Origin of the sequence: Leucobacter chromiiresistens, from assembly GCF_900102345.1 — a bacterium.
In the GTDB taxonomy this organism is placed as follows: Bacteria; Actinomycetota; Actinomycetes; order Actinomycetales; family Microbacteriaceae; genus Leucobacter; species Leucobacter chromiiresistens.
The window spans coordinates 423171-448690 of record NZ_FNKB01000001.1 but is presented as its reverse complement, the minus strand read 5'-3'; the positions used below and the strand labels follow the sequence as shown (position 1 = coordinate 448690).

Genomic DNA, 25520 nt, shown 5'->3' with positions numbered 1-25520 from the left:
ATCACCAACCGCCCTGCCACCCGGTGAAGAGGCCGTAGGGGAGGCGCTGCGGCTCCTCGTCGGGAATGGCGTGGAGGAAGTCGAAGTCGCACCCCTCGTCGGCCTGCGTGACATGGTCGAGGAACAGACGCCCGTAGCCGCGATTGTACTTGCGCGGCGGGAGCTTCAGGTCGGCGAGTCGTCGCTCCAACTCCTCGGCCGGAATGTCGAGATCGAGACGCTGCGTGGTCACGTCGAGCACGATCGGGTCCCCGTCGCGCACGACCGCCAGCGGCCCACCCGCAGCGGCTTCCGGCGAGACGTGCAGAATCGTCGTGCCGAAAGCAGTGCCACTCATGCGGGCATCCGAGATGCGTACGACGTCGCGGATTCCGCGCTTCAGCAGTTTCTCGGGGATGGGCAGCATGCCCCACTCCGGCATCCCCGGGGCGCCGACCGGGCCGCAGTTGCGCAGCACCAGCACCGAATCCTCGGTGATGTCGAGGTCGGGATCATCCACCCGCCTGCCGAGATCCGCCATGTCGTCGAAGACGACGGCAGGGCCGCGGTGCGTGAGCAACTCCGGGCTCGCGGCGCTCCGCTTGATCACGGCTCCCTTCGGAGCCAATGATCCGCGCACCACCGCGATGCCGCCGGAGGCGTCGAACGGAGTCTCGAGCTTCGAGATCACCTCGCCGTCGGGTTCGGGCGCGTTCGCGAACCCGGCCGCGAGCGATTCGCCGGTGACCGTGATCGCGTCGCCCTGCAGCAGCGGCGAGAGTTCCTTCAGCACCGCTCCGATGCCGCCCGCGTTGAAGAGCTGCTGCACCAGGTACTCGCCCGAGGGTCGCACATTGACGATGCGCGGCGTGCGCTCGGAGATCTGGTGGAAGCGGTCGAGATCGAGTTCGTATCCGACTCGCCGCGCGAGCGCGAGGAGGTGCAGCACGGCGTTCGTCGAACCGCCGACCGCCATGAGGAGCGTGATCGCGTTGTCGAACGCGTCGGGTGTGAGGATCTCGCGGGGCGTCGGCCCGCCGGTGAGCGCCATCTCCACGGCGCGGCGCCCGGTCGCCTCCGCCGCCTGCGCACGCCGAGCGTGCACGGCCGGAATCGCTGCCGTCGACGGCAGGCACATCCCGAGGGCTTCGGTGATCGAGGTCATCGTCGAGGCGGTGCCCATCTCGCTGCAGTGACCCGCAGTCGGCTTCGCAGACGCTTCGAGCTCATCGAAGTCGGCCTGCGTCATGCGGCCCGCACGCAGTTCGTCGGCGTATTTCCACGTATCCGTGCCGACGCCGAGCTGCTTGCCGCGGAAGACCGCGGGCTCCTGCGGGCCGCCCGTCAGCATGATCGTGGGAATGTCGGCGCTCGCCGCACCCATGAGTTGCGCGGGCACCGTCTTATCGCAGCCGCCGAGCAGCACGATCGCGTCCAGCGGGTAGGAGCGGATCGACTCCTCGACGTCCATCGCCATGAGGTTGCGGAACTGCATTGCTGAGGGCTTCATCAGGCTTTCGCCCAGTGAGATGGTCGGGAACTCGAGCGGCAGGCCGCCGGCCATCAGCACCCCGCGCTTCACGGAGTCGGCCAGCAGCTTGAAGTGGATGTTGCAATTGACGAGTTCAGACCAGGAGTTCGCGATGCCGATCACCGGTCGGCCCTTGATGGCGAAGCCTGAGAAGCCCTCCGCCTGAATCGCGGTTCGGTGCACGAAGCCGGTGAGATCGTGCGGAGCGAACCAGCGCGAGCTGCGGAGGTCGGCCTGGGGTGAGTCTTCCATTCTGGTGTTCATTCCTTCTCGTCCGAGTGAGAAGACGAATGCCGCCGAGGAGTCGACACCACGTTCGAACTCCGTTGTCAGCACTGCGTCGCTAATTGCACTCCAGTACAGCAATGCGTGCGTATCCCGACCTGTTCCAGATTGAGACAGCTGCGACTCCCCGGCTCGGTCGTAATCTGGCGCAGGCGTCGTTGGAGCAACGCCGCCGCATCGCAGGCGAAGACGAAGGAGTCGTAATGGTGAGCAGTGAGCGTATCGGCGTCGGGCTGATTTCGGTCGGGTGGATGGGGCGCCTGCACGCGCGGGCCTACTTGGCGACACGCCAGTTCTTCCCCGAACTCGCGCGGCACCCCGAGCTGGTGATCGCGGCAGACCCTGATGCTTCGGGCCGCGAGCACGCCGCAGAGGCGCTCGGGTTCCGGGAGACGACGGCCGACTACCACGAGCTGCTCGCGCACCCCGATGTCGACGTCGTCTCGATCTGCGCACCCAACTTCTTGCACCACGAGATCGCCCTCGCAGCTATTGCAGCCGGCAAGCCGTTCTGGATCGAGAAGCCGATGGGCATCAGTGCGACGCAGTCTCGCGAGATCGCGCAGGGCGCGGCAGCAGCCGGCCTGATCACGGCGGTCGGGTTCAACTATCGTCACGCACCGGCCGTCGCCGAAGCGCGTCGACTCGTGCGGAGCGGAGAACTCGGCACGATCACGAACGTCCAGATGCGTCTGCTCACCAGCTACGCGTCAGACCCGCAGCAGGTCTTCACGTGGCGATACGAGAAGGAGCGTGCCGGCACCGGAGTGCTCGGCGACGTGCTCTCGCACGGCTTCGATCTCGCGCAGTTCGTCGTCGGGCGTGTGGAATCGCTGAACGCGATCACCGAGACCTTCATCCCGCAGCGCCCGCTTCCGTCTGGCAACTCGGCGAACAGCTTCGCGAAGGGGGAGGCCTCGACGACCCTGCGTGATGTGGAGAACGAGGATTATGCCGCGGCATTGGCGCGTTTCGAGAACGGGGCGGTGGGGTTCTTCGAATCGACCCGGGTCGGGATCGGTCCGCATGCTGAGTACATCTTGGAGGTCTACGGCACTGAGGGTTCGATTCGATGGAACTTCGAGCGCATGAACCAGTTGGAAGTCGCGAAGGATCTGCGTGGATATCAGACGGTGCTGACCGACACGACCTTCGGCGAATTCGGTCGCTTTCAGCCGAACGCCGGCCCAGGCATCGGTTTCAACGATCTGAAGACCATCGAGGCGGCGCTCTTCATCCGATCGGTCATCGAGGGCACGCAGCTGGCTCCGTCTGTCGCCGACGGCTGGTCGGCATCGGAACTCGTCGACGCGTCACTGCGCAGTGCGGAGTCGGGGGCCTGGGTCAGCATTCCCGAGGTCGACGGCGTCACCACCTACGACCGGTAGCGGAACGCAGGGGTTCACCGTTCGAGCGGCCACCCCGTGTACGCCTCGGCCAGGTAGCGCCGGCCCGCCTCCGACTCCACGACGCTGCGCAGCTCGCCGAGCTGCCGCTGCCGGTCGAACGCGTCGCTCCCGGGCGCCGCGTGGAGCATGCTCGTCATCCACCACGAGAAGTGCTGCGCCTTCCAGATGCGGCGCAGCGCCCGCTCGGCGTAGGCGTCGACGCCGCGCTCGTCGCCCTCTACCAGCAGCCGCCGAAGGGCGTCGCCGAGCAGCAGCACGTCGGCGACGGCGAGGTTCATGCCCTTGGCGCCGGTCGGCGGCACCGTGTGCGCCGCGTCCCCGACCAGCGCGGCGCGCCCCAGCCGCAGCTCACCCGCGACGAAGCTGCGGAAGCGCAGCACGTCGCGCTGGAAGACGGGGCCCTCCGCGAGCCGTGTGCCGGGAACGCGGCGCTGCAGCGTCTCCCAGATCTCGGCCTCGGAGAGCGCGTCGGGGTCGGTATTCGGGTCGCACTGGAAGTACATGCGCTGCACCGTGTCGGATCGCTGGCTGATCAGCGCGAACCCGTCGGCGGAGTTGCTGTAGATCAGCTCGCTCGCACTCGGCGGGGCGTCGCAGAGCACCCCGAACCAGGCGAACGGATACTCGCGTAACGACCCGGTCTCGCGGCCGCCGGCCACGGCGCGGCGCACGACGCTGCGCGATCCGTCGCCGCCGACGACGAAGTCCGCGCGAATCTCGAAGGGGGCCCCGTTCTCGTCGGCGCCCGTGATGCGCGGCTGCGCCTCGATGTCGTGCACGCCCGAGACGGTGGTGCTGAAGCGCAGGTCCTGGCCCGCGGCGAGGCGGGCGGCGATGAGGTCTTTCAGCACCTCGTGCTGCGGGTACAGCCACACCGATCGGCCGACGAGCGCGGGGAAGTCGATGCGGTGCCCCTCGCCGGCGAAGCGCAGCTCGATGCCGTCGTGGCGGTGGCCCACGGTGCGCGCCCGGCTTCCGCTGATCCCGTCGAGCACCTCGACGGTGCCCTGCTCGAGGATGCCGGCCCGGATGGTCGTCTCGATCTCGGCGCGGCTCCGCGCGTCGACGACGATCGACTCGATGCCCGCCTCCGCGAGCAGGTGCGAGAGCAGCAGGCCCGCGGGCCCCGCTCCGACGATGGCGACGCGCGTGCGGTCGACGATCATGTGGTCTCCTGTGACGGTTCGAAGGCGGGGGGCGGCCCCGCGAGCGAGCGAGTGCTCGCGGAGCCTCGATCAGTGTGGCCCGGGCGCGCCGCCGCGCCCTCGGGATTTCTCACTGACTGAGAATCGCGGATCCGGCCGTTCGTGCGCGCGCCCGCCCGCCCTTCCTCCCTACGGCTGCTCGAGCGTTCCGACGCCGAGGCCGAGGGTTCGCACCGACCCGGAGGGTTGCTGCGCTGCGAAACCCCTCGTGCTCGCGCCGAACCCTCGGTCTCAGCGAGAACGTCGCGCGCGCCCGCTACGCTCGTCCCCACATGCCGACGTGACCGCGAGGAGGCAGCATGGCAGCGCGATCGACACCGCACGCGGGCCCCGACGAGGGTTCGCATGGGAGCCCGGATGAGGACCCGTACGCGGACCCGCACACGGGCCCGCACGAGCACCCCGACGAGAGCCCGCAGGAGTACCCGGGTGCGGACCCCGATGAGGGCCCGCACGCCGGCGCACCGCAGTACCCCGGCGTGCTCGACCGCGCGCTGGCGGTGCTGTCGTGCTTCACGGAGGACGAGCCCGAGCTCACCGCGGCGGAGCTCGTCGAGCGCACCGGCCTCGCCTCCTCCACGCTGCACCGCCTGGTCACGATGCTCGTCGAGCGGGAGCTGCTCGTGCGGCTGCCCGGTCGCGGCCTCGCCATCGGAGCGCGTCTCTGGGAGATCGGGGAGCTCTCCCCGTTGGCGGTGCGGCTGCGCGAACGCGCGATCCCGCACCTCATGCGGCTGTACGAGGTGACGGGCGAGAACGTGCACCTCGGGGTGCTCGACGGGCCGCCCGAGCGGGCGACCGTGCTCTACGTGGGGCGCGTGACGGGGCGCCGCTCGATCCCGACGGTGAGCCGGGCGGGCGGGCGCGGGCCGTTGCACACCACCGGCGTGGGCAAGGCGCTGCTCGCAGGCTGCGAGGAGGCGTGGCTCGAACGCTACTTCGCCGCGCGCCCGCTGCTGCGGGAGACGACGCACTCGATCACCGACGAGGGGCGGCTCCGGGCCGACCTCGCGGCGGGGCGCGCCCGCGGGTACTGGCGCACGCAGGAGGAGATGACGCTCGGCAACGTGTCCATCGCGGCGGCGCTGCCCGGGGTGCTCGGGCTGCCGCCCATCGCTCTGGGAGTGGTGGTGCACCTCGAGCGGGCCGACGAGCGACTGCTCGCGATGCTCGTGCAGCAGGCGGCGAGGGAGATCTTCGCCGAGGTGCGCAGCCTCTGAATCCCGCTCAGTGGGAGCGGTTCGGGGGCGCGGCGGTGCGAGCTGGCACGCTGATGCGCAGGCACGACCTCGAAGGAGAGCCCCGCAATGCCACAGCACCCCACCGTCGCCCCCGCGCCCGCCCCTGCGCCCGAGACCCTGCTCGCGGCGCCCGATCAGGCGTCCCAGCAGCAGATCTCGGATGAGATCGCGGCGCTGCACACCGATTTCTCGAACCGCGTCGCCGATGGCGAGCGGCTGCCGCGCACGATGTACGACTTCCCGCCCTACCGGTCGAGCCTGCTGCGGCACCCGACGAAGGATCCGCAGCTCGTCGACCCCGAGACGATCGAGCTGTGGTCGCCCGCATACGGCCAGCGCGATGTCGCCGCCATCGAATCCGACCTGACGCTGCAGCACACCGGCGACCCCCAGGGCGAGCGCATCACCGTGACCGGGCGCCTGCTGGACTCGTGGGGGCGCCCCGTGCGCGACCAGCTGATCGAGATCTGGCAGGCGAACGCGGCGGGCCGCTACATCCACCAGCGGGATCAGCACCCGGCCCCGCTCGACCCGAACTTCACCGGTGCGGGGCGCGCGATCACGAACGACGCGGGCGAGTACACGTTCACCACGATCAAGCCCGGGCCGTATCCGTGGAAGAACCACGTGAACGCGTGGCGGCCCGCGCACATCCACTTCTCGGTCTTCGGGCGATCCTTCACCCAGCGGCTCGTCACCCAGATGTACTTCCCGGGCGACCCGCTCTTCGCACTCGACCCGATCTACAACTCGATCCGCGATCAGCGCGATCGCGACCGGCTCATCGGGGTCTACGACCACGACCTGACCGTGCCCGAGTTCTCGATGGGCTACCGCTTCGACATCGTCATCGACGGCCCTGCGGCGACCTGGTTCGAGCCCGAGGAGGGAGAGCACTGATGTCGAGCACCGCACCCGAGAAGACGCACGAGCCCACGCCCGGGCAGACCGTCGGCCCGTTCTTCGCGTTCGGCACCGCCTTCCCGAAGCAGCGCGAGGTGGCCTTCCCGCACTCGCCGGGCGCCATCGTGCTCGCCGGTACGATCTTCGACGGAGCGGGTCTGCCGATTCCCGACGCGATGATCGAGATCTTCGGCGCCGACATCGACGGCTCCGTGCCGCGCGCTCGGGGCGCGCTGCGCCGCAACGACCACGCGTTCACGGGCTTCGGCCGCGCGTTCACCGACGATGAGGGTCGCTACGAGTTCTGGACGCGCAACCCCGGATCGGTGGCCGGCGAGGCGCCGTTCTTCTCGGCGATCGTCTTCGCGCGCGGCCTGCCCGACAAGCTGCACACCCGCATCTACCTCCCCGAGGATGGCACTCGTCTCGACGCCGACCCCCTGCTCTCCGTGCTCTCCGCCGCGCAGCGCAGTACGCTCGTTGCAACGCGAACGCCCGACGGGCATCTCGCGCACGACATCCACCTGCAGGGTGCGAAGGAGACCGTGTTCCTTGCCTACTGACCCGCAAGCGCAGCCGCTCGGGCGGCCGAAACCCCGCGCGTTCGACACGGGGCTCCTCGCCCCGGTGAGCTCGGGGCGGGATGAGGCGCTCGCCGACGCCGAGGTGCTCGCCGCCCTCGTCGCGGCGGAGGTCGCGCTCGTGCGAGCCTGGGCGGAGGTGGGGGTCGCACCCCGTGAAGCCGCGGACGCCGTCTCGGCCGCCCTCGGGTGGCGGGGTGCGGGTCGCGGGTGCGCGGGTGTCGACGACTGGCTCGCGGCCGTCGTCGAGGAGGCGCCGCAGGGCGGCAACCCGGTGATCGGGCTCGTGCCGCGGCTGCGGGCGGAGGTCTCACCCGACACGCGCCACTGGGTGCACCGCGGCGCGACCAGCCAGGATGTGCTCGACTCGGCCCTGATGCTCGTCGCGCACCGCGCGGGTCGCGAGACCCTCGAGCACGCGCGTCGCACGGAGGCCGCGCTCGCGCAGTTCGCTCGGGCGGAGCGGGATCGCATCGCCGTCGCCCGCACCCTCACCCAGCACGCCGTGCCCACGACCTTCGGGCTGCGCATCGCCGGGTGGGTGCGCGCCGTGCGGCGCGCCGCCGAGCGCCTCGCGGAAGCGCTCGCGGCACTGCCGGCGCAGCTCGCCGGCGCGGGCGGCACCCTGGCGGGGTACGTGGCCGTCGCCGGTGCGGAGCTGGGCTCTGCCGAGCGAGCCGAACAGGCTGCCGCCGAGCTGCCCGCAGCGTTCGCCGCCGAGCTCGGGCTCGCGGCGCCCGACGGCCCCTGGCACACGTTGCGCTGGCCCGTCACCGAACTGGGCGACGCGCTCGTGCAGCTCGTCGACGCGCTCGGAGTGATCGCCGCGGAGGTCGCCACGCTCAGCCGAACCGAGATCGGCGAGGTCGCCGAGGGCCGCGGCGGAGGCTCATCGGCCATGCCGCAGAAGCAGAACCCGGTGCACGCCGTGCTGATCCGCTCAGTGGCGATCCGCGCCCCGCATCTGGGCGCGACCCTGCACGCCGCCGCAGCGCTCGCCGTCGACGAGCGGCCCGACGGGGCCTGGCACGCCGAGTGGCCCGCGCTGCGCGAACTGCTGCGGCTCGCCCTCGGCGCGAGCTCCCACGCCGCCGACCTCGTCTCGGGCCTCCACGTCGACGCCGAGGCGGTGCAGCGCAACGTCGAGCTGACGCGGGGGCTGATCGTCGCGGAGCGCCTCTCGCTCGTGCTCGGCCCCGTGATCGGTGCGGAGCGCGTGCGCGAGATCGTGTCGCGCGTGCGCGGAGGCGCGTCGTTGCGCGATGCCCTCGCGGCCGAGCCGGGGCTGGTCGACGCCCTCGCCGCCCGCGGCGGGCCCACGATCGACGAGCTGGCGGATCCGGCGCGCTACACCGGCCTCGCCCAGCAGCTCGTCGATGCCGCCCTCGCCGGCGAACCCGCCGGCGGCCCTGACGCGGCAGCGCCAGACGGCGCACCCGGCGGCGCAGCACCCGGCGGCGCAGCACCCGACGCCGGCGAGCCGACCGGCCCCACCGCACCACGACAGGAGCACCGATGACCGCACCAGGAATCGCACTCACCGAACCGGTCGGCCCCGCCGGCGCGCCCCTCGTGGTGCTCGCGCACTCGCTGGGCACGGGCCCGCTGATCTGGGAGCCCGTCGTGCCGCAGCTCATCACCGACTACCGCGTGACGCTGCTGTCGCTGCCGGGTCATGGAGCCGCACCCGTGCCCGGCGGTGCCTTCTCGATGGAGGAGCTCGCCGACGCCGTCGCCGCGAGCGTGCGCGACATCGCAGGCAGCGCGTACGTCGCCGGAGTATCGATCGGCGGCGCGCTCGCGCTCACGCTGGCACTGCGGCACCCCGACCTGGTGGCGCGGGCGGTGAGCATCGCGTCGGCGGCGTCGCTCGGCTCGGCGGAGCACTGGAACGCGCGTGCCGCCACCGTGCGGGCCCAGTCGACCTCCGTGCTCATCGCGGCGTCGGCGGCGAACTGGTTCGCGCCCGAGTCGCTCGAACGCGAGCCCGAGCTGATCGGGCGCATTCTGCACGCGCTGCAGAACACTTCGGACGAGGGCTACGCGCGGTGCGCCGAGGCGCTCGCCGGCTACGACCTGCGCGACCGGCTCGGCGAGATCCGCGTGCCCGTGCTCGCGATCGGCGGCGCCCAGGACGCGGTGGCACCCGAGGACCGGCAGGACGAGCTGGTCGCGGGCATCGCGCGGGCCCGCAAGGTGATGATCGAGGACGCCGCGCACCAGCCCCCGGCCGAGAGCGGGGAGGCGGTCTCCGCGGCGCTTCTCGCGTTCTTCGGGGAGGAGCGGGCATGAGCGCCGACGAGCGCGACGCCGCGGCAGGCGAAGGCCTGTCGGATGCGTCGCGCTACGAGCAGGGCATGAGCGTGCGCCGCGCCGTGCTCTCGGACGCCCACGTCGACCGGGCGAACGCGCAGACGACGGCCTTCACCGCCGACTTCCAGGATTTCATCACCCGCACCGCGTGGGGCGACATCTGGTCGCGCCCCGGGCTCGACCGGCGCTCGCGCTCGATCGCCGTGCTCACCGCGCTCATCGCGCACGGGCACGAGACGGAACTCGCGATGCACCTGCGCGCGGCGCGCACGAACGGACTGACCGTCGAGGAGATCAAGGAGGTCATTCTGCAGGCCGGGCTCTACTGCGGAGTGCCGGCGGCGAACTTGGCGTTCGTCGTCGCGCAGCGCGTGTTCGAGGAGCTCGGCGACCTGTAGCGATCCCGCGCAGCCGGGCGAGGCGCCGCGCAGCCGGACGAGGCGCCGCGCAGCCGGGCGAGGCGGCGCGCGGCCGAACCCCGGCCCGGCCGGGGAGACGCCCGCCGCTCAGCCCTCTGAGCCGAGCCCGCCGCTCAGCTCTCTGTGCCGAGCTCGCCGCTCAGCCGCGTGTGGAACGCCGCCGACTCGGCGTTCATCCCGATGAACTCCACCGAGATGCCGCGCTGGCGGTACTTCGTCTGAATCGCGTCGAGTGCGGCGACGGTCGAGGCGTCCCAGACGTGCGCGCGGCTGAAGTCGATGACGACGCGCTCGGGGTCGTTCGCGTACTCGAAGAGCGTGGTGAGGTCGTTGCTCGACGCGAAGAGCAACTGCCCCGAGACGGTGTACCGGGCCACGGTCTCGCCGCTCTCGACGGTCACCTCCCGCTGCACGCTCACGAGGCGCGCCACCCGCCGCACGAACATGATCGCCGCGGCGAGCACCCCCACGATCACCCCGATGGCGAGATTGTGCGTCGCGAGCACGACCGCGACGGTGATGATCATCACCGCGGTCTCGCTCTTCGGGAGCCTCCGCAGCGTGGCGGGCGAGACCGAGTGCCAGTCGAAGGTGCCGATCGACACCATGATCATCACGGCGACGAGCGCCGCCATCGGAATGACCGCGACGATGTCGCCGAGCAGCACGATGAGGATCAGCAGGAACGCGCCCGCAAGGAAGGTCGAGATGCGTGTGCGCGCCCCCGACGCCTTCACGTTGATCATCGTCTGGCCGATCACGGCGCAGCCGCCCATGCCGCCGAAGAAGCCCGAGACGATGTTCGCCACGCCCTGCCCCCACGACTCCCGGGTCTTGTTGGAGTGGGTGTCGGTCACATCGTCGATGAGTTTCGCGGTGAGCAGCGACTCCATGAGCCCGACCATCGCCATCGCGAGCGCGTACGGGCCGATGATGGTGAGCGACTCCCAGGTGAGCGGCACGTTCGGCACGAACAGCTCGGGCAGGCTGCGGGGGAGCTCGCCCTGGTCGCCCACGTTCGGCACCTGGATCGCGAACACGAGGGCGACGGCCGTCACGAGCACGACCGACACGAGCGGGGCGGGCACGATGCGGGTGAGGCGCGGCATCGCGATCAGGATGAGCAGGCCGAGGGCGACCAGCGGATACACGGCCCACGGCACGTCGATGAGCTGCGGCAGCTGGGCGCTGAATACGAGGATCGCGAGCGCGTTGACGAAGCCCACCATCACGCTGCGCGGGATGAAGCGCATGAGCTTCGCCACCCCGCAGACGGCGAGCACGATCTGCAGCAGGCCGGCGAGGATCACCGTCGCGATGAAGTACTCCATGCCGTACTCGCGCGAGACCGGCGCGATGACGAGGGCGACCGCTCCGGTCGCGGCGGTGATCATCGCGGGCCGACCGCCGACGAAGGCGATCGTGACGGCCATGATGAACGAGGAGAAGAGCCCGACCTTCGGGTCGACGCCGGCGATGATGGAGAATGAGATCGCCTCGGGGATGAGCGCGAGGGCGACCACGAGGCCGGCGAGCGCCTCGCGCGTGAGGAGTCGCGGCGACCGGAGTGCGGTCAGCACGGACGGATCGGGGCGGTAGCGCGCCGTATCGTCGGTGCTGCTCGGTGCGATGGACATGTGTCTCCTCCTGCGAAGCGGCGGGGCCCGCCCGATAACACTAACGTAGCGTTAGGGTTGAGGGAACGGAACGAGGAGCGCGCATGCCCGAAGACGGAATGATGCACATCGGAGAGCTCGCGGATCGCACGGAGCTGTCGATCCGCACCCTCCGCCACTACGATCAGATCGGGCTGCTCGTGCCGAGCGGGCGCTCCGAGGGCGGCTTTCGGCTCTACACCGAGAGCGATTACGACCGGCTGATGCTGATCCGGCGCATGAAGCCGCTCGGCTACTCCCTGGATCAGATGGCCGACCTGCTGCGGGCCATCGACCGCACGCACGGGTCGACGGAGGCGCATGCGGCGCGGGCGATCGGCGACTTTCTCGCCGACGCCGAGGAGCGGCGCGAGAAGCTCGCGCGGCAGCTCGCTGCGGCCGACGAGTTCATCCGCCAACTGCGCGAGACGCCGCTGCGCTGAGTCGCGGCGGCTGGGGTCGGTTCACGCGCGCCGCTGCGGCGACCGGCGGGCACTCCTACAGTCGCAGCTGCCGCACCTGCAGCTCGAGTGCCGCATCACTCGTCGCCCAGCTGACCGTCTTTCCCTCACCCTTCTTGCTGATGCCGACGCCCGGAACACCCCAGTTGACCATCGTGTACTCGGGCCCCGCCTCGCCACCGGGGCCGAAGGCCTGCTGGGAGGAGGTCGACCCGACTTCCCCGACAGTGATCGCGGTGGCGTCGGGCAGAACGATTGTCGAGCCCCGCAGGTCACAGCCCGGTTCGCCCATGCGATCCATCGTCTGAGCCTCGATCACGCTGGCGTCGCATTGCACGAGATCTTCCCATCCCGGCGGAATCGTCACGCCCTTCGGCGCACAGGAGCTCACCGCGAGACCCATGAACAGCATCGCGGCGCCTCCCACGATTCGCATCATGCGTCGAGCCTATCCGCGCCGCCCCGCACGGTGATGTCGCTGCGCGAGACGCCGCTGCGCTGAGTCGCGGCGGCTGGGGTCGGTTGCCGCGTGACACCGGCGTCGGCGGTTCGTATCATGAGAGGCGTCAGCGGGTGCGAGGCCCCTGCGGGCGCAGAGCTGCGGATCGAACATGGGGTGAGTGATGGCGCGAGAACTCGTATGGACCGGTTTCGTCACCGTGGACGGCGTGATGGATTCGCCGGGCGGGTCGAGCGAGGGGCACCCGAACGGCGGGTGGGTGATGCGCACCCCGTTCGACGAGGCCGCGTTCGCGCTGAAGGGCGAGGAGCTGGGCGAGACCACGGCGCTGCTGTTCGGGCGGCGCAGCTACGAGGCCTTCGCGCCGGTCTGGCGGGATTCCGAGGATCACGCCGCGTACCGGGATCTGCCGAAGTACGTCGTGTCGTCGACGCTCGACCCCGATGCCCTCGTCGAGGGGTGGGGTCCGACGACGCTGCTGCGCTCGAGCGCCGACGTCGCCGCGCTGCGGGAGAGCGCGGGCGGCGCGATCTTCATCCATGGAAGCGGCGAGCTCGCTCGGCGGCTGGCCGCGGCGGGGCTCATCGATCGGTACCACCTGCTGGTGTTCCCGGTGCTGCTCGGCAGCGGCAAGCGGGTGTTCGCGAGCGATCAGCCCGGCGAGCAGCGCCTCGTGCTGCGGGAGTCCGAGGCCTACGGCAACGGAGTGGTGAAAGCGATCTACGACGTCGCGCGTTGACGCGAGATGGGCGGGCGACGACTCCTGCGCCGCCGGCGGCGATCCCGCGGCCCCGAGTGCGGAGACGGGGCCGGAAAACCCAGAGGCTCCTGGTCCGGTTCTCACCGGGCCAGGAGCCTCTGTTCGTTGCGGGGGCGGGATTTGAACCCACGACCTCCGGGTTATGAGCCCGGCGAGCTACCGAACTGCTCCACCCCGCGGCACACCTCCACCGTACCGCGGGGGCGACGCGAGTTCGAATCGGGCCGATCCTCCGGCGCGTCGGGGTTGTATGAGGGGGACTCCGCCATGCGGCTCGCGCCTCACCGCCCCGACGGGGGGAGCTTGTCGATGCCGTGCCGGTTCGGCTCGGTCGGCTCGGCCGCGGTGGCGGGCGACGCCTGGGCGGGGCCCGAGGGCGTCGCGTCTGAGGTCGGGTAGCTCGGCTTGTCGGCTTCGGACGCCTCGCCCACCTCGTCGCGCTCCTCCTGCGGCGGCAGATGGTCGAGGGGCTGCTTGATGTCGTCGTGATTCGTCATGCCACCCACGACCGCGCGCGGTCGGGCGGCGGGCCAGGGGATTGCAGGCGCGTGCGCGATGTGGTGGGATGCGCCGGCCCGGCGCGCGGCTGCCCGGCGCGCGGCTGCCCGGCGCGCGGAGCCGGCTGCGGTGGCTACGATCGAGTGAACGGACGCAATGAGGGAGGGCCCAGGGGTGCTTGACGTGCTTTCCGAGCTGGATCGCCGCATCGTCGGCGCGCTGCAGGTCGACGGCAGGGCGTCGTGGAGCGCGGTCGCGCGGGCGCTCGACGAACCGCTGCGCACCGTGGCCCGGCGGGGCAGGGTGCTGCTCGAATCGGGGATGGTGTCGGTGGTGGGGCTGCGCAACCTCGGCCCGACCTGCGTGATCGAGGTGACGTGCAAGCCGTCGCGCCTCGAATCGCTGGCGCGGGAGCTGGCCGAGCACCCGGGTGTCGTCTACGTCTTCGTGCTCGCGAACCCGTCGAGCGTGCTGGTCGAGGTGCACGAGCAGTTGTTCGATCTCGGCACGATGACGCTGTCGGTGATCCCCGCCTATGCGGGGGTGCTGGAGGTCTCGGCCACGCCGGTGCTGCACTACTTCAAGACGAACGCCGATTGGCAGCCGGGGCTGCTCTCCGCGGCCGAGACGGCGCTCCTGGGGGCGGGGCCGCGGGTAGAGGAGTCGACGGCGCTTCCCGAGCAGCTCGACGCGGCCGACAGCGCGATCGTGCAGGCGCTGGAGCGCGACGGCCGGGCGAGTGCGGCCGAGCTCGCGGAGGTTGCGGGGGTGACGGAGCCCACGGCGCGGAAGCGGCTCGGCGATCTGCAGCAGCGGGGTGCGCTCGCCACGCGCGTGCTCGTCGATCCGCGGCTGCTCGGCTTCCGCATCGAGACGTGCGTGCGAATCGACTGCGCGCCCGCGCAGGTGCGCGAGGTGGGCGAGGCGATCGCCGCGCTGCCCGAGAGCCGTTACGTGGCGGAGCTGCTGGGGGAGCGCTCGCTGATCGCGCACTTCGCCGCCGATGACCTTCCGCACGTGCGCCGTCTGCTGCACGACGAGTGGACGAGGCTGGCGGGCCGCCTGCATCCGGCGCTCATCACGCGCGTGGTGAAGCGGAGCGGGCGCCTCGTCGACACGGTGGAGGCGTAAACCAAAAATCCTACGCAGGTTCTTGGCATAACTCGCAAGTCGTGATTTACTTACTGACCGTAGTCGTAAGTCAATGACGATGGGAATCACGTATGGCCGATCCGGCCGAACTCACCGAGCTCTCCGCGACCGAACTGCGAGCGGCGCTCGGCGCACGCGAGATCAGCGCCGTCGAGGCGGTGACCGCCCACCTCGACCGCATCGAGCGCGGCTCCGCCGTCAACGCGATGGTCACGGTCGACGCCGACGGTGCGCTGCGCCGCGCCGCCCGCCTCGACGCGGAGGGGCCCGATCCGCGCCTGCCGCTCTTCGGCATCCCGGTCGGCGTCAAAGACACGCACGACACGGCGGGCCTGCGCACGACGTACGGCTCGATCCGGCACGCCGAGCACGTTCCCGAGCGCGATGCCGCGCACGTGCGGCGGATGCGCGACGCGGGCGCGATCGTGCTCGGGAAGACGAACGTGCCCGAGTACGCCGCGGGGTCGCACTCGGTCAACCGCGTCTTCGGCGCGACCCGCAACCCCTACGCGCTCGACCGCTCGGCCGGAGGCAGCAGCGGCGGCGCCGCAGCAGCGCTGGCGGCGCGGCAGGTCGCGCTCGCCGATGGGAGCGACATGGGCGGATCGCTGCGCAACCCCGCATCGTTCTGCAACGTCGTCGGCCTGCGGCCCTCGCCGGGCGTCGTGCCCGAGGCGGAGGCGACGAACCTGCTCACGCCGCTCACGACGGCCGGCCCGATGGGGCGCACCGTCGACGACGTCGCCCTGCTGCTCTCCGTCATCGGCGTGCCCGACCCGGGCACGCCCGTCGCGGCGCCGGCGCTCGGCGCCGCACCCGCGGTCGCCGATCTCCGCGGGCTGCGCGTGGCCTGGGCGCCGACCCTCGGCGGCCAGGCGCCGCTCGCGGCCGACGTCGCGGCGGTGCTGGAGGAGGCCGTCTCCCGATTCGCCGAGCAGGGGGCGAACGTCGAGATCGCGTGCCCCGACCTCGCCGGTGCCGCCGACGCCTTCCTCACGCTGCGGGCCGCGGAGTTCGAGATCGCCTGGGGCGATCAGCTCGACGTCCACCCCGATGACTTCAACGATCGCCTCACCTGGAACATCGAGCAGGGGCGCACACTGACCGGCCGCGACGTCATGCGCGCGCAGGAGCGCCAGACGACGCTGATGCGCGAGGCCGCGCGGTTCTTCGAGCGCTTCGACGTGCTGCTCGCACCGGCGGCCACGGTCGCGCCGTTCCCCGTCGAGTGGGACTACCCGCGCACCGTCGCGGGAGAAGCGCAGGCCCACTACCTCGACTGGATGCGCGCGGCGACGACGATCACGATGCTCGGCACCCCCGCGCTCTCCGTACCCGCCGGGTTCACCGCCGAGGCGCTGCCCGTCGGCCTGCAGATGGTCGGCCCCTTCGGCAGCGACCTCCGGCTGCTCGGGATCGCCAAGGCCTTCGAGACCCTCACCGGGTTCGCCCGTCGCACCCCCCACCTCCCCGCCGAATCACGCCATTGGAGCAACGAAGCACGATGAAACCACGACTGTTCACCCCCGGAAGGCTCGCGATCGTGAGCGTTCCCGCCCTCGGATTCTTCGCGATGCCCTTCCTGCCGTTCGCGCAGGAGCCGACCCTCTGGCTCGGCCTCCCCGCAGTGCTCGTGTGGAGTGCGCTGATGGTGCTGCTCTCCGTCGCCGCCCTGCAGATCGTCGAGACGCTCTACCTCCGGGCGGGCGGCCGTGAGGCCGACCAGCAGGAGGCGGAGCGCTTCGCGACCCGGCAGATCGAGCAGATCCGCGCCGCGCGCATCGCCGCAGAGGACAGCGAGGGCGTGCGATGACGCTCTCCATCATGATCGTGGCCGGCATCGTGCTGATCGGCGCGCTCGGCATGGCCAGCCGTCGGCGCCAGAAGAGCATGAGCACCTGGACCGTCGGCGAGCGCAGCAACCCGAAGTGGACCTCGTGGTTCCTCCAGGCCGGCGAATCGCTGACCACGTTCAGCTTCCTGGGTCTCGCCGGCATCGCGTTCGGCGGCGGCGTCAGCGCCACCTTCGCCGTCGCGTACCTCACCATCTCGTGGCTCGGCCTCTACTTCGTGGCGCCCCGCATCCGCGAGTTCGGGCAGCGCCGCGGCTACCTCACCATGGGCGACTTCTTCGAGGATCGCTTCCGCAGCAGGTGGCTCGGCCGCGTCGTGTCGGTGATCGGCGCCCTCGCGCTGATCCCGTACCTGCAACTGCAGATCACGGGCCTCGGGCTGATCGTCGAGCTCGCCACGGGCAGCGAGGGGGCGCGCGGCCTGAGCATGGTCGTCGCGAGCATCCTCGTCGCGCTGTTCGTCGCCTGGTCGGGGCTGCGGGGCATCGCCCGCGTGGCGATCCTCAAAGACGTCATGATGGTGGTCGCGATGATCGTCATCGCCGCGGGCCTCATCATCTCCTTCGGCGGCATTCCCGAGATCTTCGCGCAGATCGCGCGCGAGGCACCCGTGCTCCTCACCATGCAGGTCGACGGATACGACCCGGTGTTCTTCATCACCGCCACCCTCGTCACCGTCATCGGCTCCAGCTTCAACACGCTGCCGCATCTCTGGCCGCCCGTGCTCGCCGCGAAGAGCGGCGAGGTGCTCCGCAGCAACGCGAAGTGGCTGCCGATCTACCAGCTGGTGCTGTTCCTGCCCATCACCGTCGGGCTCGCCGCCGTACTCGTGCTGCCCGCCGACACGACCGGCAACACGGTGCTGCTCACGATGTCGGGGGCGATCCTGCCCGACTGGCTCGTCGGCGTCGTGGCCATCGCGGGAGCCTCGGCGGCCATGGTGCCCGCCTCGGCGATCGTCATGGGCATCTCGACGCTCATCACCCGCAACGTGATCGGCAGCATGCCGGCCGGGCGCCAGATGACCGGCAACTACGCCGTCATCGTCGCCGCGACGGGGCTCGCGCTCGCCTTCGGGCTCGTGCGCTCCGACATCGGCGCGCTGCTGCTGCTCACCTACGGCTGCTCCACGCAGTTCGCACCCGCCATCGCCATCGCACTCGCCGATCGCGTGCGCGTCGGCGCGTGGCCGATCGGGCTCAGCATCGTGACGGGCTCGCTCACGGTCGCCGTGATCACGTTCGCGGAGATACCGATCGGCAGCTGGGACTCGGGGCTGATCGCGCTCGCGCCGAATCTCGCCGTGCTCGTGGTCGCCGAGGCCGTCCGTCGCGCGCGGGGCGGGCGCGACGTCGAGCAGGTCGCGATGCCGTCGCCGGATCGCGTGGCAGCCGCGGGCTCGGTGTCCGCTCTGAGCTGACTTCGGGCGAGTATCGGCACGGCGTCAGCCGATCGGCGTAGCCTGCGAACGTGGCAGGCACGAGCGCCCGCCACTGAAAGGGGAACTCATGAGCATCATGTACACCGCTGAGGCACTCGCGACCGGCGACGGGCGCAACGGCCACGTCAGAAGCGTCGACGGCCTCGTCGACACCGATCTGCGCGCTCCGAAGGAGATGGGCGGCCCCGGCGGCGCCCCCAACCCCGAGGTGCTGTTCGCCGCCGGCTACGCGGCGTGCTTCCACGGTGCGCTGCAGGCGGTCGCGCGCGAGCAGAAGGTCGACATCTCGGATTCGAGCGTGGGATCCCGCGTCAATCTGGCCAACGTCGACGGCGGGTTCGAGCTCTCCGTGGAGCTCGAGGTCGTGCTGCCGCACCTCGACCACGAGCAGGCGCAGCAGCTTGCCGACGCCGCCCACCAGGTGTGCCCGTACTCGAAGGCGACGCGCGGCAACATCGACGTGAAGGTCACCGCCTCGGACGACTGAGTCTCTTCGGGCGTCGAACGCCCGCCGACGCACCGAGCCCCTGCCGAGAGAACGTGTTCTCGGCGGGGGCTCGGCGTCTCGGCGGGGGCTCGGCGTTCCGGGCGGGGCGGGGCGGGGCGCGCGGCGGGCCGAGGCGGGGCGGGGCGGGGGCGCGGCGCCCGCCTAGCGGCGCTCGTACCGGCGGGCGCTGCCCGAGATGCCGGCGAAGCGGAAGGGGGCCTCCGTGACGCGCGGCGTCTCGACATCGGTGCTGCTCGGCAGTTCACGGGCGTGCAGCTCGCGGTACTCGGGCACGCTCAGCGGCACCCGCGCGTCGAGCACCGACGTGAAGCGGTCGCCGCGCGACGCCGCGGCGGGCTGCACGATGCCGGTCAAGAACTCGCTCACGCTGCCCGAGCCGTAGCTGAACATGCCGAGGCGCTTGCCGACGAGGTCGGGCTCGTGGTCGAGCACCGAGGCGACGCCGGCGTACAGCGACGCCGTGTACGCGTTGCCGAGCCGGCGGTTGTAGATCGCGCCCGGCACGAGCCCGTCGTCGCCGAGGTCGACGCCGGTGTGCTCGCCGAGGCGGGCCTGCGCCTTGCGCGCCATCTTCGTGTACGGCTGGTGGTAGACGAGGCGGTCGATGTCGGTGATCGCGGGCCCGCCGTGCGCCGCCAGATCGTCCCAGGCGCCCGTCATGGCGTCGAGGTACGCCGAGATCGACAGGGCGCCGTCGACGATCGCTGTCGACGAGTCGTTGGGGCGCCAGAAGTCGTCGACGTCGGCGGAGAAGAGCCCCGATGCGGGTTCGATCTCGACGAGCGCGGGGTCGGCGGCGATGAGGATCGCGGCGGCGCCCGCGCCCTGCGTCGGCTCTCCCGGCGAGTCGAGCGCGTACCGGGCGATGTCGCTCGCGATCACGAGCACGCGCTCATTCGGGTTGCGCTGCACGATGCCGACCGCCGCCTGGATCGCGGCGGTGCCGCCGTAGCAGGCCTGCTTGATCTCGGCGACGCGCACCTGCGGCGGGAGGCCGAGCAGCTTGTGCACGAACACGCCGGCCGCCTTCGAGTGGTCGAGACCCGACTCGGTGGCGAAGAGCAGCGTGCGCACGCCGTCGAGTCCGTTGCGGTCGAGCAGCGCGAGGGCCGCGGTGGCGCCCATGGTGACGATGTCCTCATCGGCCGCGGGAACGCTGAACTCGTCCTGCCCGAGGCCGATCCGGTACTTCGCCGGGTCGACGCCCGTGGTCTCGGCCAGCGTGCCGAGGTCGAGCAGGTGGTGCGTGCTCGCCAGTTCGATGTCGTGAATGCCGATCGAGATCATGCGTTCGGCGTCTCCTTCCGCTCGATGCGCAGGTGCGCGGCCATGAGTTCGCCCGGGTTCGTCTGCGCCGCGATGAGCGAGAGCTCGCCGCAGAGCACGGTCGCCGCCATGAGTTCGGCGAGCCGGCGCGCGTTCTCGCCGGGTTCGCGATCCTCGCGGCAGCCGATCCGGGTCAGCGCCTCCTCGATGTGAGGCAGGTGCTTGCCGTTGCCGACGGTGCCGACGATGAGGTGGGGCACGGTGCACGAGAAGTACAGGCCCTCCTCCCGGTTCTCGGCGTAGGTGATCCCCTGCGATCCCTCGACGATGTTCGCCGCATCCTGCCCCGTCGCGAGGTAGAAGCCGAGCAGCATGTTGGCGTAGTGCGCGTTCGCCGAGCGGATGGCTCCGGCGATGGTGCTGCCCACGAGGTTCTTGCGCACCACCATGTCGGTGACCCGCTGGGCGTCGGTGCGCAGCCCGCTGGCCACGAGCTCGTGCGGGATCAGGATCTCAGCGACCACGCTGCGGCCGCGCCCCAGGATCCCGTTGACGGCGGTCGCCTTCTTGTCGGAGCAGTAGTTGCCCGAGATGGAGCCGTACTCGAGCTCGAGCCCCCACGACAGGATGCGCTCCATCAGCGCGTCGGCGGCGTTCGTGACCATGTTGTGGCCCGACGCGTCGCCGGTGGTGAAGGCGAAGCGCACGAAGAGCAGATTGCCGACGATCTCGGGGTGCGCCTCGAGCAGCTTCGCGTGGCGGCTGCCGCCCGTCACGACCTCCTGCAGCTCGCCGAAGCGCGCCTCGATGGTCTGCGCGGCGATCTGCGCGCCGACGGCGCCGCGCGCGGTGAACAGCACGGAGCGCGTCATGCGCTCGCCCGTGACGACGGTGCGGATGCCGCCCTCCACGGCGCGGGAGACGCGCGCACCGCGCCCGACCGAGGGCCAGAGCGGCGTCTCGTACGTGGCGAGGGGCACCGAGATCTCACCGGAGACCGAGGTGCCGGTGATCCTGATGGGGCCGACCCAGCTGGTCGGGATCTCGGTGACGGTCTCGCAGTGGGCGTGTTCGGGAACGCTCATGGCTTCCTTCGTGAGTGAGTGCGTGCGTGCGGGGTGGGGGTCGGCGCGGCGCCGCAGATGCGGGGCGGCGCGATGCAGCGGAGGCGCTGGCGCTGGAGGTGCGTGCGCGGGCGGGTCATGGGCGCGGCGCCTCCGATCGGAGAGCGAGTGCACTGAGGTCAACGCCGCGGTCGGCGCAGAATTCCCGCAGCCGCCCGCGCAGGATGAGGTCGGTCGCGAGCAGATCGTCTCGCGTCGCCGCCCCGAGCAGTGCGTAGACCGCGCGGGTGCGCAGCTTCCAGTCGTTCACGAGGGCGATGAGGCGCTCGGCGCCGCCGGGCTCGCCGTTGCGGCCGATCGCCGCGAGGAACGCGCCCGCGACGCCGACGGCCTGGGCCCCGGCCGCCAGCGCCTTCACCACGTCGAACGGGGAGCGCACCCCGCCGGAGGCGAGCAGCGCGGGGGCGCCCTGCGGGGCGTCGAGGAGGCACGCGAGGGCCGACTGGCCGAACCCGGCGAGCATCGCGTACTCGCCGGCCGGGCGCCGGGCGTTCTCGATCTTCAGGAAGTCGGTGCCGCCGCGCCCGCCGACGTCGGCGATGCCGACGCCGATCTCGGAGAGGTGCCGCAGCGCGCTGCGGCTGAGGCCGAATCCGACCTCCTTGACGATCACGGGAACGGGCGAAGCGGCGGCGAGCTGCTCGATCGACGCGATCCACGACGAGAAGTCGCGCGAGCCCTCGGGCATCGCCGTCTCCTGCACCGCGTTCACGTGCACCTGCAGGGCGTTCGCCCCGAGCAGCTCGACCGCCCGCGGCGCGTCGGAGGCGGGGCGCCCCACCCCGAGGTTCGCCATGACGAAGCCGTCGGGGTTCTCGTCGCGGATCACCGAGAAGCCGCGCGCGGCGTCGGGCTCGTCGAGCGCGACCGAGACCGAGCCGCACGCCATCGGCAGCCCGGTCTCGCGCGCCGCGATGGCGAGCTCGCGGTTGATGCGGGTCGTGCGCTCGGTGCCGCCCGTCATGCCGTTGACGTAGAAGGGCGTCTCCCAGCGCCACCGTCCGGCGGCGTGCTGCGGCCCGGCGCCGAAGGCGATGCCGACGCCGAGATCGACGCGTTCGGCGTCGACGCCGTCGAGCGCCTGGTGCACGAAATCGAGGTCGTCGAACTCGTTGCGCCCGGCGTCGCCCTGCTGACCGAGCGCGAGGTCGACGTGCTCGTCCTTGCGCGCGGCCCGGCTGCCGTCGATCGCCTGCGGCGCGGTCTCAGAATGCATCGACGCCTCCCGACGCGGGGTGCGGGGCGAGGCTGAGGCGCCGGATGTCGTTGGCCTCCCACTCGCGCAGAATCGGTTCGGTCGCGAGATCCGCATCCGCGAGCACGATGCCGCAGTCGCCGCCGCCCGCGCCCGAGGGCTTGCCGCCCGCACCGTGGCGCTCCGCGATGTCGCAGAGATCCCGCAGCTGCGGCGTCTCGATTGTGATGCCCGACGATGCGCCCAGGCGCTGCAGCACCCGGCGCGCCCGCCCCAGCACCTCCGGAGCCCCCGCGCCGCCGCGGGCGAACGCGTCGACCAGCGCGTCGACGCAGGCGCGGCTGTCGGCGATGAACGTCGGATACGGCTGCAGCGGGGTGCGGCTCTCGGAGGTGCGCACCTGCTCCACGAGGCGCTCGGTCGATGCCGGGGAGCCCGTCCAGCCCACGAGCAGCTGCAGCGCATCGGGATGCGCGAGGCGCGTGACGCCGCTGCCCGCCCACTCCTGCCGCGCGGCGAGCGTCGCCGACACGCCGTGCGCGGCCCGGTGCGCGCGCAGCGCACCGCGGTCAGGGGAGGCGTAGCGGATCCACCCGCCGAAGGTGCTCGCCGCCAGATCGCCGCCCGACGCCGTCGGGGCGACCTCGATGGTGGCGAGCAGGGCGAGCTTGAAGCGCTCGAGCTCGCCGAGGCCGAGCCCGTAGAACTCGTCGAGCGCGGCGACGACCGCGACCGTCACCGCCGCCGACGAGCCGAGGCCGAACTTGCGCCCGCTCACGTCGTCGAGCTCGCTGCTGATGTCGAGATCGTAGTAGCGCGGGGGCAGGCTGCGCTCGGAGCGCAACTGCTCGACCGCGGTGATCGCGGCGAACACGTAGTCGTAGGGCTGGTGCTCGAGCACGATGCGGTCGCTCGCGTCGTCGCGCACCCACACGAGGGGCGAGCGGCCGTACGCGCTCGAGCGCACGCGGCCGACCTGCGATCCCTCGCTCAGCTGCACCGTGATGTACCGGTCGACCGCGACGATGACGGCGGGCTGCCCCGGATCGACGACGGCGTACTCGCCGGCGATGTAGAGCTTGCCCGGCGCGCGCTGCTCGATCATGCGGTCGCCCCCGCCGGGGCCGCCGAGTCGGGGGCGACCAGCTGCGCGCCGGCGCCCGCGCCGACGAGCCGCACCGAGCCGAAGCCCTGCAGCGCATCACGCAGATCCTCCGCCTGATCCGGTCGCACGATCACGGCGACGTTCGGCCCCGCGTCGGCCGTCGCATACGCCTCGAGACCCTGATCGCGCAGCGCGACGACCGCGTCGAAGACGGCGACGCTCGTCGGGGCGAGATACCTGATCGGCGGATCGCACGACTGGATCACCGCGTGCATGCGCAGCGCATGCGACTCCGTGATGCGGCCCACCCGCGTGAAGTCGTCGGCCGCGCAGGCCTCGAGCATCGCGGCGAGCGACTCCTCGGTCGACGAGATCCAGGCGGGGAAGAAGGGGGACGTGAGTGCGGAGCGGCGCATCGCGGCGCGACTCGACACCGCCTTCTGCGCCGTATCGACGGTGACGATCACCATCCGCATGTCGGGGCCCGAGACCCCCTCCGCGTACGAGTGCGCGTCGTCGCCAGCGTGCCAGACGGCGAGGCCGTCGACGAGGCTGCGCGATGCCGAGCCCGACCCGCGGCGCGCCAGACGGCTGAGGTCGCGGCGATCCAGGTCGAGCCCGTACGCTGCGGCCGCCGCGGTCGCGAGCGCCGCGAACCCCGACGCCGACGACGCGAGCCCCGCACCCGTCGGAGCCTCGTTGGTGGAGGTGACAACGGCGCGCGCCTCCGAACCCGCGAGCTCGCGCACCCGGTCGAGGAACCGGGTGACGCGCCGCGTCGCATCGTCGCTCGCCTCGGCGCCGTTCAGGGCGAACGCGTCGGAGCGGGCGCCCGCATCGAGCGCGACGGTGGTGGTCGTCGCGAACGCGTCGAGCGTCAGCGACAGGCTGCCCGCGACGGGCAGGATGAGATCCTCGTCCTGCTTGCCCCAGTACTTCACGAGGGCGATGTTCGGGAACGCCCGAGCGGTTGCGGTCGTCATGCGGCGGGAACCTCCACTGTCCAGGTGCGTTCGGCGCCGGCGTCGCGCATGGCGGCGCCGATCTGCTCGGCGTGCGCCGTCGAGCTCGCGACCGCGATGACGCAGCCGCCGAGCCCCCCGCCGGTGAGCTTCGCCCCGCTCGCGCCCGCAGCGCAGGCCGCGGCCACGATGGCGTCGAGGTGATCCGAGCTGACCCCCACGCGGTGCAGGATCGCGTGAGCTTCGCTCATGGCGGCGCCGACCGCGGCACGGTCGCCCGCCGCGAGATCCTCGATCGAGTGCTCCGCGATCTCGGCCAGCCGGGAGAGCAGGGCGTCGGTGGATGCGGGCTCGCGCTCGCGGAGCGCCTGCACCGAGCCCACCGCCTGCGCCGTCGACCCGGGGTGGCCGGTGTCTGCGAACGCCAGAATCAGGGGCGCTCCGATGCGGATCGGCGCGACCGCGCCGCGGGTGAACCGGATCGCGCCCGTCGCCGCCACCGTGCGGGCGTCGATGCCGCTCGGCTTGCCGTGGGCGACGCGCTCGGCCGTCTGGATGAGGTCGAACAGCGTCTCGCCGTCGAGCTCCGCGCCGGCGAGGTCGAACGCCGCGCGCGCGATCGCCGCCGCGACCGCCGCGCTCGACCCGAGGCCGCGCTCGTGCGGGATGGAGCTCGCGATGGTGACGAGCGCGCCGTCGGCGACCGCGGGTGCGTCTGCCGCGCTCGCGCCTGCCGCGCCGTCGGCGACCGCGCCTGCGCCTGCGTCTGCCGCGCCCGCCTCGCTGCGCGCGAGATCGGCGAGGCCGGCGCGCTCCAGCGACGCGCGGATCGCGGTCACCACGGGGGTGAGCCGCGCGGGCGCGCCGTCGACGGGCCCCGTGTAGAGGGAGCTGGCGATTCGGAGCCCCGCCGGGCCGCCGCGCTCGATCGTCGCCTCCGCCGTCAGGCTGTCGACGGGGATGGCGATCGCCGGGGCGCCGTAGACCACGGCGTGCTCGCCGAAGAGGATCGCCTTCGCGTGCGCGGCCCCCGCCCCTCGGCGGCCGCCCGCAACCGGAACCGGGGACGCCTGAACATCGTGCGGTTCCACGCGGGGGGTCTGGGACATTCGGATCCGTTTCGGTCGACTCCCGGGAGCGAAATCCGCGCTCGGGCACGCGTGAAGGGGGCCGGACACCCCCGTCCCCTGCACGTCAGATCTCTTAGGGTATTC

The 25520-nt window shown here is 71.7% G+C and carries 25 protein-coding genes and 1 tRNA gene; 14 read left to right on the top strand and 12 right to left on the bottom strand.

Annotation, left to right across the window (positions count from 1 at the left end):
- Position 1: 1 nt before the first annotated feature.
- Positions 2–1762 (bottom strand): IlvD/Edd family dehydratase, encoded by a 1761-nt coding sequence (locus BLT44_RS02080; RefSeq protein WP_010155817.1) that lies wholly within the window; start codon positions 1760–1762, stop codon positions 2–4.
- 236 nt (positions 1763–1998) lie between these two features.
- Between BLT44_RS02080 and BLT44_RS02075 the strand changes: the two genes are divergently transcribed.
- Complete coding sequence (locus BLT44_RS02075; protein WP_010155818.1) at positions 1999–3183, top strand: Gfo/Idh/MocA family protein; 1185 nt, start codon at positions 1999–2001, stop codon at positions 3181–3183.
- A gap of 14 nt (positions 3184–3197) precedes the next feature.
- On the opposite strand, the gene BLT44_RS02070 is transcribed toward BLT44_RS02075, so the two are convergent.
- Entirely contained in the window at positions 3198–4370 is a 1173-nt protein-coding gene (locus BLT44_RS02070; RefSeq protein ID WP_010155820.1) for a 4-hydroxybenzoate 3-monooxygenase, read from the bottom strand.
- A gap of 338 nt (positions 4371–4708) precedes the next feature.
- On the opposite strand from BLT44_RS02070, the gene BLT44_RS02065 reads away from it, so the two are divergent.
- The 6 genes from BLT44_RS02065 (at position 4709) to pcaC (ending at position 9845) form a co-directional block, all read left to right on the top strand.
- Positions 4709–5629 carry an IclR family transcriptional regulator gene (locus tag BLT44_RS02065; protein WP_010155821.1) on the top strand — a complete coding sequence of 307 codons (921 nt, stop codon included), beginning with the start codon at positions 4709–4711 and terminating at the stop codon, positions 5627–5629.
- 87 nt (positions 5630–5716) lie between these two features.
- Positions 5717–6550 carry a protocatechuate 3,4-dioxygenase subunit beta gene (gene pcaH, locus BLT44_RS02060; protein ID WP_010155822.1) on the top strand — a complete coding sequence of 278 codons (834 nt, stop codon included), beginning with the start codon at positions 5717–5719 and terminating at the stop codon, positions 6548–6550.
- Positions 6550–7116 carry a protocatechuate 3,4-dioxygenase subunit alpha gene (gene pcaG / locus BLT44_RS02055; RefSeq protein WP_010155823.1) on the top strand — a complete coding sequence of 189 codons (567 nt, stop codon included), beginning with the start codon at positions 6550–6552 and terminating at the stop codon, positions 7114–7116. Before pcaH ends, pcaG begins: the two co-directional genes overlap by 1 nt.
- Positions 7106–8653, top strand: a complete 1548-nt coding sequence (locus BLT44_RS02050; RefSeq protein ID WP_244887460.1) for a lyase family protein — start codon at positions 7106–7108, stop codon at positions 8651–8653. Before pcaG ends, BLT44_RS02050 begins: the two co-directional genes overlap by 11 nt.
- Positions 8650–9426 (top strand): alpha/beta fold hydrolase, encoded by a 777-nt coding sequence (locus BLT44_RS02045; protein ID WP_074689870.1) that lies wholly within the window; start codon positions 8650–8652, stop codon positions 9424–9426. The genes BLT44_RS02050 and BLT44_RS02045 overlap by 4 nt, the downstream gene beginning before the upstream one ends.
- On the top strand, positions 9423–9845 hold the full coding sequence (gene pcaC, locus BLT44_RS02040; protein WP_074689868.1) for a 4-carboxymuconolactone decarboxylase: 423 nt from the start codon (positions 9423–9425) through the stop codon (positions 9843–9845). The genes BLT44_RS02045 and pcaC overlap by 4 nt, the downstream gene beginning before the upstream one ends.
- 134 nt (positions 9846–9979) lie before the next feature.
- Here the strand turns inward: pcaC and BLT44_RS02035 are convergent, their stop codons facing one another.
- Entirely contained in the window at positions 9980–11503 is a 1524-nt protein-coding gene (locus BLT44_RS02035; protein WP_010155825.1) for a SulP family inorganic anion transporter, read from the bottom strand.
- A gap of 83 nt (positions 11504–11586) precedes the next feature.
- On the opposite strand from BLT44_RS02035, the gene BLT44_RS02030 reads away from it, so the two are divergent.
- Entirely contained in the window at positions 11587–11964 is a 378-nt protein-coding gene (locus tag BLT44_RS02030) for a MerR family transcriptional regulator (RefSeq protein ID WP_010155826.1), read from the top strand.
- 55 nt (positions 11965–12019) lie between these two features.
- Here BLT44_RS02030 and BLT44_RS02025 read toward each other — a convergent pair whose 3' ends face one another.
- Positions 12020–12421, bottom strand: a complete 402-nt coding sequence (locus BLT44_RS02025; protein ID WP_010155827.1) for a hypothetical protein — start codon at positions 12419–12421, stop codon at positions 12020–12022.
- A 184-nt stretch (positions 12422–12605) separates the two neighbouring features.
- On the opposite strand from BLT44_RS02025, the gene BLT44_RS02020 reads away from it, so the two are divergent.
- A complete protein-coding gene (locus BLT44_RS02020) occupies positions 12606–13181 on the top strand; it encodes a dihydrofolate reductase family protein (RefSeq protein ID WP_010155828.1) in 576 nt (191 codons plus the stop codon).
- A gap of 126 nt (positions 13182–13307) precedes the next feature.
- On the opposite strand, the gene BLT44_RS02015 is transcribed toward BLT44_RS02020, so the two are convergent.
- Together BLT44_RS02015 and BLT44_RS02010 are read right to left on the bottom strand one after the other, a co-directional pair.
- Positions 13308–13381: transfer RNA gene (locus tag BLT44_RS02015), tRNA-Met, on the bottom strand.
- A gap of 102 nt (positions 13382–13483) precedes the next feature.
- Positions 13484–13699 (bottom strand): hypothetical protein, encoded by a 216-nt coding sequence (locus tag BLT44_RS02010; protein WP_029608159.1) that lies wholly within the window; start codon positions 13697–13699, stop codon positions 13484–13486.
- 175 nt (positions 13700–13874) lie between these two features.
- On the opposite strand from BLT44_RS02010, the gene BLT44_RS02005 reads away from it, so the two are divergent.
- The 5 genes from BLT44_RS02005 (at position 13875) to BLT44_RS01985 (ending at position 18633) form a co-directional block, all read left to right on the top strand.
- Entirely contained in the window at positions 13875–14831 is a 957-nt protein-coding gene (locus tag BLT44_RS02005) for an Lrp/AsnC family transcriptional regulator (RefSeq protein ID WP_176783259.1), read from the top strand.
- Between the two features lie 92 nt (positions 14832–14923).
- Positions 14924–16360 carry an amidase gene (locus BLT44_RS02000; protein WP_074689864.1) on the top strand — a complete coding sequence of 479 codons (1437 nt, stop codon included), beginning with the start codon at positions 14924–14926 and terminating at the stop codon, positions 16358–16360.
- Complete coding sequence (locus BLT44_RS01995) at positions 16357–16665, top strand: hypothetical protein (RefSeq protein ID WP_010157858.1); 309 nt, start codon at positions 16357–16359, stop codon at positions 16663–16665. The genes BLT44_RS02000 and BLT44_RS01995 overlap by 4 nt, the downstream gene beginning before the upstream one ends.
- Positions 16662–18125: a sodium:solute symporter family protein gene (locus BLT44_RS01990; protein WP_010157859.1), complete on the top strand. Its 1464-nt coding sequence runs from the start codon at positions 16662–16664 to the stop codon at positions 18123–18125. Before BLT44_RS01995 ends, BLT44_RS01990 begins: the two co-directional genes overlap by 4 nt.
- An 88-nt stretch (positions 18126–18213) precedes the next feature.
- The gene (locus BLT44_RS01985; protein WP_010157860.1) at positions 18214–18633 is read left to right on the top strand and encodes an organic hydroperoxide resistance protein; all 420 of its coding nucleotides are present in this window, start codon (positions 18214–18216) and stop codon (positions 18631–18633) included.
- A 162-nt stretch (positions 18634–18795) separates the two neighbouring features.
- On the opposite strand, the gene BLT44_RS01980 is transcribed toward BLT44_RS01985, so the two are convergent.
- The 6 genes from BLT44_RS01980 to mvk all read right to left on the bottom strand — a co-directional run bounded on the left by BLT44_RS01980 (position 18796) and on the right by mvk (position 25415).
- On the bottom strand, positions 18796–19941 hold the full coding sequence (locus tag BLT44_RS01980; RefSeq protein WP_010155831.1) for a hydroxymethylglutaryl-CoA synthase: 1146 nt from the start codon (positions 19939–19941) through the stop codon (positions 18796–18798).
- The gene (locus BLT44_RS01975; RefSeq protein ID WP_010155832.1) at positions 19938–21005 is read right to left on the bottom strand and encodes a hydroxymethylglutaryl-CoA reductase; all 1068 of its coding nucleotides are present in this window, start codon (positions 21003–21005) and stop codon (positions 19938–19940) included. Before BLT44_RS01975 ends, BLT44_RS01980 begins: the two co-directional genes overlap by 4 nt.
- Positions 21006–21120: 115 nt before the next feature.
- Entirely contained in the window at positions 21121–22260 is a 1140-nt protein-coding gene (gene fni / locus BLT44_RS01970) for a type 2 isopentenyl-diphosphate Delta-isomerase (RefSeq protein WP_010155833.1), read from the bottom strand.
- Positions 22250–23344 carry a phosphomevalonate kinase gene (locus tag BLT44_RS01965; protein WP_010155834.1) on the bottom strand — a complete coding sequence of 365 codons (1095 nt, stop codon included), beginning with the start codon at positions 23342–23344 and terminating at the stop codon, positions 22250–22252. Before BLT44_RS01965 ends, fni begins: the two co-directional genes overlap by 11 nt.
- The gene (mvaD, locus tag BLT44_RS01960; RefSeq protein WP_010155835.1) at positions 23341–24327 is read right to left on the bottom strand and encodes a diphosphomevalonate decarboxylase; all 987 of its coding nucleotides are present in this window, start codon (positions 24325–24327) and stop codon (positions 23341–23343) included. The genes BLT44_RS01965 and mvaD overlap by 4 nt, the downstream gene beginning before the upstream one ends.
- Entirely contained in the window at positions 24324–25415 is a 1092-nt protein-coding gene (gene mvk, locus BLT44_RS01955; RefSeq protein WP_074689862.1) for a mevalonate kinase, read from the bottom strand. Before mvk ends, mvaD begins: the two co-directional genes overlap by 4 nt.
- Between the last annotated feature and the right edge of the window lie 105 nt (positions 25416–25520).

Excerpts from the sequence above, each read along its gene's own strand:
- BLT44_RS01985 (WP_010157860.1), top strand. The coding sequence starts at position 18,214 with ATGAGCATCATGTACACCGCTGAGGCACTCGCGACCGGCGACGGGCGC.
- pcaG (WP_010155823.1), top strand. The coding sequence starts at position 6,550 with ATGTCGAGCACCGCACCCGAGAAGACGCACGAGCCCACGCCCGGGCAG.
- pcaH (WP_010155822.1), top strand. The coding sequence starts at position 5,717 with ATGCCACAGCACCCCACCGTCGCCCCCGCGCCCGCCCCTGCGCCCGAG.
- fni (WP_010155833.1), bottom strand. The coding sequence starts at position 22,260 with ATGCATTCTGAGACCGCGCCGCAGGCGATCGACGGCAGCCGGGCCGCG.
- BLT44_RS01995 (WP_010157858.1), top strand. The coding sequence starts at position 16,357 with ATGAAACCACGACTGTTCACCCCCGGAAGGCTCGCGATCGTGAGCGTT.
- BLT44_RS01965 (WP_010155834.1), bottom strand. The coding sequence starts at position 23,344 with ATGATCGAGCAGCGCGCGCCGGGCAAGCTCTACATCGCCGGCGAGTAC.
- pcaC (WP_074689868.1), top strand. The coding sequence starts at position 9,423 with ATGAGCGCCGACGAGCGCGACGCCGCGGCAGGCGAAGGCCTGTCGGAT.
- BLT44_RS01980 (WP_010155831.1), bottom strand. The coding sequence starts at position 19,941 with ATGATCTCGATCGGCATTCACGACATCGAACTGGCGAGCACGCACCAC.
- BLT44_RS02070 (WP_010155820.1), bottom strand. The coding sequence starts at position 4,370 with ATGATCGTCGACCGCACGCGCGTCGCCATCGTCGGAGCGGGGCCCGCG.
- mvaD (WP_010155835.1), bottom strand. The coding sequence starts at position 24,327 with ATGACGACCGCAACCGCTCGGGCGTTCCCGAACATCGCCCTCGTGAAG.
- BLT44_RS02080 (WP_010155817.1), bottom strand. The coding sequence starts at position 1,762 with ATGGAAGACTCACCCCAGGCCGACCTCCGCAGCTCGCGCTGGTTCGCT.
- BLT44_RS02025 (WP_010155827.1), bottom strand. The coding sequence starts at position 12,421 with ATGATGCGAATCGTGGGAGGCGCCGCGATGCTGTTCATGGGTCTCGCG.
- BLT44_RS02000 (WP_074689864.1), top strand. The coding sequence starts at position 14,924 with ATGGCCGATCCGGCCGAACTCACCGAGCTCTCCGCGACCGAACTGCGA.
- mvk (WP_074689862.1), bottom strand. The coding sequence starts at position 25,415 with ATGTCCCAGACCCCCCGCGTGGAACCGCACGATGTTCAGGCGTCCCCG.
- BLT44_RS01990 (WP_010157859.1), top strand. The coding sequence starts at position 16,662 with ATGACGCTCTCCATCATGATCGTGGCCGGCATCGTGCTGATCGGCGCG.
- BLT44_RS01975 (WP_010155832.1), bottom strand. The coding sequence starts at position 21,005 with ATGAGCGTTCCCGAACACGCCCACTGCGAGACCGTCACCGAGATCCCG.
- BLT44_RS02035 (WP_010155825.1), bottom strand. The coding sequence starts at position 11,503 with ATGTCCATCGCACCGAGCAGCACCGACGATACGGCGCGCTACCGCCCC.
- BLT44_RS02065 (WP_010155821.1), top strand. The coding sequence starts at position 4,709 with ATGGCAGCGCGATCGACACCGCACGCGGGCCCCGACGAGGGTTCGCAT.
- BLT44_RS02010 (WP_029608159.1), bottom strand. The coding sequence starts at position 13,699 with ATGACGAATCACGACGACATCAAGCAGCCCCTCGACCATCTGCCGCCG.
- BLT44_RS02030 (WP_010155826.1), top strand. The coding sequence starts at position 11,587 with ATGCCCGAAGACGGAATGATGCACATCGGAGAGCTCGCGGATCGCACG.
- BLT44_RS02020 (WP_010155828.1), top strand. The coding sequence starts at position 12,606 with ATGGCGCGAGAACTCGTATGGACCGGTTTCGTCACCGTGGACGGCGTG.
- BLT44_RS02045 (WP_074689870.1), top strand. The coding sequence starts at position 8,650 with ATGACCGCACCAGGAATCGCACTCACCGAACCGGTCGGCCCCGCCGGC.
- BLT44_RS02075 (WP_010155818.1), top strand. The coding sequence starts at position 1,999 with ATGGTGAGCAGTGAGCGTATCGGCGTCGGGCTGATTTCGGTCGGGTGG.